Source organism: Candidatus Accumulibacter vicinus (assembly GCF_000584955.1).
Taxonomy (GTDB): Bacteria; Pseudomonadota; Gammaproteobacteria; order Burkholderiales; family Rhodocyclaceae; genus Accumulibacter; species Accumulibacter vicinus.
The window spans coordinates 231,245-238,003 of record NZ_JDSS02000006.1 but is presented as its reverse complement, the minus strand read 5'-3'; the positions used below and the strand labels follow the sequence as shown (position 1 = coordinate 238,003).

Genomic DNA, 6,759 nt, shown 5'->3' with positions numbered 1-6,759 from the left:
ACACGCACCGCGCGCGGCCATACCGGTCGTCCGCTTCTTGCCGATGGTTTCGAGCTGGCCTGTTTCGTCCTCGTCCAAAGCGCAGCGGTGATCCGGGTCTTCGGGGGCATGATCGTTCCCGAGGCTTATCTGACCACAGTCATCGGTTCGGGGATTTGCTGGTCTCTGGCGTTTGCCTTGTATGCAATTCGGTATTGGCCGGTGTTGTCGCGGGAGCGGATTGACGGCAAGCCCGGGTAAGCCCTTTTGCACACCCCCGGACTTGGTGCTGTCCCCGGTCGCAACGAGAAACCGGTATCAAGCGGCCTGACGGCAGAGGGTAAAATGGCGACTCACCTTGCCAGGAGTCCCCCCATGAACGTTTCCCTTGTTCTGACCGTGATCGGAGATGACCATCCAGGTCTTGTCGAACAGCTTGCCACCACCATCAGTCAGCACCAGGGCAACTGGCTGGAGTCGTCGATGTCGAACCTATCCGGCAAGTTCGCGGGGATTGTCTGCGTCAGCGTCGCGGAGCCACAACTGGACGCGCTTTCCAAAGCGCTCGCCGCTTTGCCCGGCCTGCGTGTCACTTCCGAGGTTTCCCGCCTGTCCGCAGCTCAGGCCGGCCAGCGACGGTTGAAGCTTTCGCTGGTGGGTCATGACCGTATCGGCATCGTTCGCGAAGTCTCGCAGGTACTTGCCCGGCATGCGCTCAATGTCGAGGATCTCAGCACCTACACAGCGAGTGCGCCAATGTCGGCAGGGATGCTCTTCCATGCCAGTATCGAGTTGACTGCCGCATCAAAGTTCGACGTGAGCGAACTGACCCGTGAGCTGGAGAGTCTGTCGAACGACCTGATGGTCGATATCACCCTCGACGAAGCCGATCGCACCTGAGCGGTCTTGTTGCCGTTGGCTAGGCCACGCAGGCACGATGGCCATCCATCACCCGACTACTTCTTCTTTTCCATTTCTCGTGCCGCCCGGATCATGTCGGCATCCAGCACTGCCGTGTTGGTTCCATAGCAGCTGAACATTTCGATTTCCTCGAAGACGACCGGCGGCTCAGGGTGGTATTCACCGGCGCCGGCAGTCTTCGCGCTGTATTGCTGACCTCGCAAGCGGGCGATCATCATCTCCTGTTCGGACAGTCCAGTCTGCATTCCCGGCGGGACCTTAGCCCCTAATTCGATCAGGGTCTTGACAACCTCTTTGCGGTTGCCGCGAACGGCCATCGACAACGGCGAGGTGGGTTGGGCATTATCCGGGGTGTTGACTTTCGCGCCACGGCTGACCAGCTCGCGGACGATGTCGGCGTATCCCATGAAACACGCGACACCGAGCGGCAAACCGGGGTCGCCCCGACCATCCAGCAACTCTGCCGATGCGCCAGCGTCGAGTACCGCCCGGACATCGTGAAGACGCCCTGAGCGAATGGCTTTAAGCAAGTCTATGCCAACGTTCACGCTTGACCTCCGATCCTGTGGCCTGGTTTCAGCTTAATGGCTGCTCACTGACGACGACCCCATCGCCGTCAACATAAATCCACTCACCCGGCCTGAAAGTGACGCCACCGAAACTGACGGCCAGATCGCGGTCGCCGACGCCTTTCTTGATGCTCTTCAGGGGGTGCGTATCCAGCGCGCGCAGGCCGATGTCGATACGGCTGATGTCTTCCGAATCGCGGATGCAGCCGTAGACCACGATCCCTTCCCAGGCATTCCTGTGAGCCAGGATTGCCAACTGGTCACCGACCAGCGCGCAACGCATCGAACCACCGCCGTCAATCACCAGGACCTTGTCCCTGCCTTGTTCAGCAAGAACTTCACGGACCAGAGAGTTGTCCTCGAACAGCTTCAGCGTGACGATCTGGCCAGAGAAAGCGGAGCGGCCCCCATAATGCCGAAACATGGGTGCGACAATACGGATGCTGCCAGCTTGAATTCTGGCCTCGTTATTGTCCAGCAAGTCGGGAGTCTTGAAACGCATGCGGCTGGCCTGGGCGATGGTGGTTCAGGAAATGAGCATTGCTCTTGGCATGGTCGTGGCTGCTCAGGCCAGCACCGCGTGTTCTTCTTCGAAAGTCAGCTTCACTTTCTTGTTTTCGTCGATGTCGACGGTGACGTGGCCGCCGGAGGCCAGTCGCCCGAACAGCAACTCGTCGGCCAGCGAGGCGCGGATGGTGTCCTGAATCAGGCGAGCCATCGGGCGGGCACCCATCAGCGGATCGAAGCCTTTCGCGGCGAGATCCTCTTTCAGTGCCGTGGTGAACACCGCCTCCACCTTTTTTTCATGCAGTTGTGCCTCGAGTTGCATCAGGAACTTGTCTACGACCCGCAGGATGACGGCGTGGTCAAGCGCTCCGAACGAGATGGTGGCGTCGATCCGGTTGCGGAATTCGGGAGTAAAAATCCGCTTGATCTCGGCCATCTCGTCGCCAGCCTTTCGGGTTGGGTTGAAACCCATCGTTGCTTTCTGGATAGCTTCCTGACCAGCATTGGTGGTCATGATGATCACCACATTGCGGAAATCTGCCTTGCGTCCGTTGTTGTCGGTCAGCGTGCCGTGGTCCATGACCTGCAAAAGAATATTGTAGATGTCAGGATGCGCCTTTTCAATCTCGTCGAGCAACAGGACACTGTACGGTTTCTTGGTGACCGCTTCGGTCAGCAATCCGCCCTGATCGAAGCCGACGTAGCCCGGTGGCGCACCGATCAGGCGCGAGACGGCGTGCCGTTCCATGTACTCCGACATGTCGAAACGCACCAGTTCATTACCAAGACAATACGCCAGTTGTTTGGCGACCTCGGTTTTGCCGACCCCCGTTGGTCCCGAAAAAAGGAAGCTGCCAATCGGCCTGGTGGGGTTGCCGAGACCGGAGCGGGCCATCTTGATTGCTCTGGCAAGCGCATCGATGGCTGCATCCTGGCCAAAAACCACGGCTTTCAGGTCACGGTCGAGATTCCTCAGGTTGTTGCGGTCGTCGGACGAAACGTGGGTCGAGGGAATACGCGCAATCTTGGCGACGATCTCCTCGATGTCGATCTTGCCGATCAGTTTCTTCTGTCTGGACTTGGGAAGGATCCGTTGTGCGGCGCCCGCTTCGTCGATGACATCAATGGCCTTGTCCGGCAGGTGGCGGTCGGTAATGTAACGAACCGAGAGTTCGACGGCCGAGGTCAATGCCGCAGCCGAGTACTTGATGCCATGATGGGATTCGAAGCGTGACTTGAGTCCCTTGAGGATCTCGACCGCCTCGGCGCTCGACGGCTCGTTGACGTCGATTTTCTGGAAGCGCCGTGAAAGCGCGTGGTCCTTTTCAAAAATGCCGCGATATTCGGTGTAGGTCGTCGCACCGATGCACTTCAACTGGCCAGTGGACAGCGCGGGCTTGAGCAGGTTCGACGCATCGAGGGTGCCGCCTGAAGCCGATCCTGCGCCGATCAGGGTGTGAATTTCGTCAATGAACAGAATCGCCTGCGGATTGTCGCTGAGTTGCTTCAAGACTCCCTTTAGCCGCTGTTCGAAATCACCGCGATACTTGGTGCCGGCCAGCAGAGATCCCATATCAAGACAGTAGACATTGGCTTTGGCGAGAATCTCGGGAATCTCACATTCGACGATCCGGCGTGCCAGCCCTTCGGCAATGGCGGTTTTTCCGACACCCGCTTCGCCGACCAGCAGTGGATTGTTCTTGCGTCGGCGGCAGAGCGTCTGGATAACCCGCTCAAGCTCACGGTCACGGCCAATCAGCGGGTCTATCTTGCCCTGGAGAGCCAAGGCGTTGAGATTGATGGTATAGCTCTCGAGTGGGCCAGCAGCGCTTGGCTGTTCGCTTTCCGCCTCGACTTCCGGTTCGTTGCGCGGCGCGCTCTGCGGCACCTTGCTGATTCCGTGCGAGATGAAGTTGACTACATCGAGGCGACTGACCCCCTGTTTTTGCAGGTAATAAACCGCATGCGAATCCTTTTCGCCAAAAATTGCGACCAGAACATTGGCGCCGTTGACTTCCTTCCTGCCGGAAGACTGAACGTGCAGGATGGCGCGCTGAATCACGCGCTGGAAACCCAGGGTCGGTTGCGTATCGATCTCGTCATCACCAGCGACCGTTGGCGTGTGTTCACTGATGAAGCGGGTCAGATCCCGACGTAGTTGCTCAATACCTGCTCCGCAGGCGCGCAGGGTCTCAGCAGCCGATGGGTTGTCGAGCAGTGCCAGCAGCAGGTGTTCGACGGTGATGAATTCATGGCGTTTCTGCCGCGCCTCGACAAATGCCATGTGCAAGCTGACTTCAAGTTCCTGCGCAATCATTTAATTTTCCTCCATTACGCACGCCAGGGGATGCTGGTTACTGCGTGCGAAGGTTGTAACCTGTTGAACCTTCGTGGCGGCGACGTCGCGCGGAAATATTCCACAGACGCCGCGGCCCTCGGTATGAACTTTGAGCATGATACGCGTCGCATGTTCTCGATCAAGGCCAAAAAATCTTTGCAGAACGACAATCACGAAATCCATCGGGGTAAAATCGTCGTTCAGCAACAGGACCTTGTACAAGGGCGGAGGCGCGAGTTGCGTGCGTTTCGCTTCGAGCAGGGAACTGTCTTGATGCTTTGTGGCCATGACTTAATTCTAACCAGTCTTTGCGGATGCGCAATACCAGTCTTGCCCTTTTTCGGGATCGCCAGACGGCTGCGGCCAGCAGTCGACATTGAAAACGCTTGACGCCGCTGCCCGATCTAGCGTAAAACGCTCAAATGCTCTTAATACAGGCGGCTGGTTGATGTGTATCCATGTCTGAGATCGCTGACCAGTTGGTGTTGAATGAGAAGCATGCAAGTCGGGCGATACCCGGGTTTAGTCTTTTTTCAAGGAAGTGGCAAGATGGCAACAGGTACAGTGAAGTGGTTCAATGACGCCAAAGGTTTCGGCTTCATTACTCCGGATGATGGGAGCGAAGATCTATTCGCCCATTTCTCCGCGATCACCATGGGCGGTTTCAAGACCCTCAAAGAGGGCGAGAAGGTTTCCTTCGACGTGACGCAGGGCCCGAAGGGCAAGCAGGCCTCGAATATTTCGCGCGCCTGATTTTTTGGGTGTGCAATAGGGACCCGCCTCCGGCGGGTTTTTTTTCGTATCACGCCTGGATCTCGATCACATGCCGCCGGCTTTCGTGCCGGCATGTGCATGGTGCGACCTCGTCATTTCAGAGGTTGTGAATAAATCTACTGCGCGACCGATCTGCTGCGTTGCTCAGTCGCTCACTCCTCGCCTATCCACTGGATAGGTCTCGTCGTTCGCTCCCTCGCGCCTTGCATCTCGGCCTGCTCGCGACGATTTCTTCACCACCTCTCAGTTCGCTGTCCAGTGTCCTGACTTGCCGCCGCTTTTCTCGAGCAGGCGGACCTCTTCGATGCGCATCCCGCGATCGACTGCCTTGCACATGTCGTAGATCGTCAGCAAACCGATACTGGCGGCGCAAAGCGCCTCCATCTCGACACCGGTACGACCGAAACATTCGGCGCGCGCTGTGCAATGCACGCGGTTGGTCTCTTTGTCGATGGCAAAATCGACCGACACCTTGGTCAAGGCGATCGGGTGACACAAGGGGATCAGGTCGGCAGTGCGTTTGGCACCTTGAATCGCGGCAATTCGCGCGACGCCGAGAACGTCACCCTTGCGGGTCGAACCTTCCACAATGCGAGCCAGGGTTTCCGGTTTCATCAGGATGCTGCCGGTGGCCATCGCCTGTCGGGGGGTCTCGGTCTTTTCGCCGACATCGACCATCTGCGCCTGACCTTGCGGGTTAAAGTGGGTGAGGGGGTTGGTGGGCATGATCGTCAATGAGGTACACGGGTTCTTGCCAAGGGACGGACCCGGAATGGAGCCGCTGGCATTTGGTAACGGTTAGTAACAATCTGGCGGCTGGGCATTGGTTATCATAGCACCATCGCTATTCGCTGATGCCTGGGAGCCGCGTTGATCAGAATCGCTTGTGCCGCCGTATTCCTGACCCTGACGGTCGTGTCGGGGAACTTCCCGTTGCGGGCAGACGAACTTCCCGACTTGGGCGAGGCGGCGCATGCCGAACTCCCGCCGCAGCTTGAACGGAAGATCGGCGAACGCATCATGAATGAAATTCGCCTGCGTGAGCCGAGCTACGTTGATGACCCGGAGCTTTCCGACTACCTCAATCGTCTTGGCAACCGCCTGGTTGCTGCCAGTTCGAATCCCTCACGCGATTGTCAGTTCTTCTTTGTTCGCGATAACACGGTCAATGCGTTTGCGATGTTCGGCGGTTTCATCGGCGTGAACACCGGTACCTTGCTGACGGCGCAATCGGAGTCTGAACTGGCTGGCGTACTTGCACATGAAATCTCGCATGTGATGCAGAATCACCTGGCCCGGCAGATTGCCCGCGAGAAACAGAATTCGATCGCCAGCATGATTGCGATGGCCGTCGGCGTACTGGCTGCCCGTTCCAACTCGCAGGTCGCCAGTGCTGCGATTGCGTCGGCACAGGCCGGCTCGATTCAGGCGCAACTGGCCTACAGTCGTGATTATGAACGAGAAGCTGATCGCCTGGGTTTTCAGATGATGACCCAGGCGGGTTACGACGTGCGCGGCATGGGCGACTTCTTTGGTCGCTTGCAGCAGGCCGGGCGGGTATATGAGAACAACGCACCGGTCTACATGCGCTCGCATCCGCTGACCCTGGAACGGATCTCCGACATGCAGAACCGGGCGCAGGGTGCTCCCTATCGGCAGGTGGCCGACAGC

The 6,759-nt window shown here is 58.1% G+C and carries 9 protein-coding genes; 4 read left to right on the top strand and 5 right to left on the bottom strand.

Annotated elements, in window-relative coordinates:
• Both CAPSK01_RS01930 and CAPSK01_RS01925 read left to right on the top strand, forming a co-directional pair.
• The coding region (locus tag CAPSK01_RS01930; protein ID WP_034921536.1) for an NnrS family protein at positions 1 to 240 on the top strand (240 nt) is incomplete at its 5' end.
• A gap of 114 nt (positions 241 to 354) precedes the next feature.
• A complete protein-coding gene (locus CAPSK01_RS01925; RefSeq protein ID WP_034921527.1) occupies positions 355 to 879 on the top strand; it encodes an ACT domain-containing protein in 525 nt (174 codons plus the stop codon).
• A 56-nt stretch (positions 880 to 935) separates the two neighbouring features.
• Here CAPSK01_RS01925 and CAPSK01_RS21415 read toward each other — a convergent pair whose 3' ends face one another.
• The 4 genes from CAPSK01_RS21415 to clpS form a co-directional block, all read right to left on the bottom strand.
• On the bottom strand, positions 936 to 1,448 hold the full coding sequence (locus CAPSK01_RS21415) for an ankyrin repeat domain-containing protein (protein WP_273702886.1): 513 nt from the start codon (positions 1,446 to 1,448) through the stop codon (positions 936 to 938).
• A 28-nt stretch (positions 1,449 to 1,476) separates the two neighbouring features.
• Positions 1,477 to 1,971, bottom strand: a complete 495-nt coding sequence (gene rraA, locus CAPSK01_RS01915) for a ribonuclease E activity regulator RraA (protein ID WP_034921525.1) — start codon at positions 1,969 to 1,971, stop codon at positions 1,477 to 1,479.
• Positions 1,972 to 2,034: 63 nt separating this feature from the next.
• A complete protein-coding gene (gene clpA / locus CAPSK01_RS01910; RefSeq protein WP_034921522.1) occupies positions 2,035 to 4,293 on the bottom strand; it encodes an ATP-dependent Clp protease ATP-binding subunit ClpA in 2,259 nt (752 codons plus the stop codon).
• A complete protein-coding gene (gene clpS, locus CAPSK01_RS01905; protein WP_034921519.1) occupies positions 4,294 to 4,602 on the bottom strand; it encodes an ATP-dependent Clp protease adapter ClpS in 309 nt (102 codons plus the stop codon).
• A 261-nt stretch (positions 4,603 to 4,863) separates the two neighbouring features.
• On the opposite strand from clpS, the gene CAPSK01_RS01900 reads away from it, so the two are divergent.
• Positions 4,864 to 5,067, top strand: a complete 204-nt coding sequence (locus tag CAPSK01_RS01900; RefSeq protein WP_015768464.1) for a cold-shock protein — start codon at positions 4,864 to 4,866, stop codon at positions 5,065 to 5,067.
• 264 nt (positions 5,068 to 5,331) lie between these two features.
• Here the strand turns inward: CAPSK01_RS01900 and moaC are convergent, their stop codons facing one another.
• Positions 5,332 to 5,814 (bottom strand): cyclic pyranopterin monophosphate synthase MoaC, encoded by a 483-nt coding sequence (gene moaC, locus CAPSK01_RS01895; protein ID WP_034921701.1) that lies wholly within the window; start codon positions 5,812 to 5,814, stop codon positions 5,332 to 5,334.
• A 144-nt stretch (positions 5,815 to 5,958) separates the two neighbouring features.
• Here moaC and CAPSK01_RS01890 point away from each other — a divergent pair.
• Positions 5,959 to 6,759, top strand: an 801-nt coding sequence (locus tag CAPSK01_RS01890; protein ID WP_273702885.1) for a M48 family metalloprotease, incomplete at its 3' end; no start/stop codon positions are given.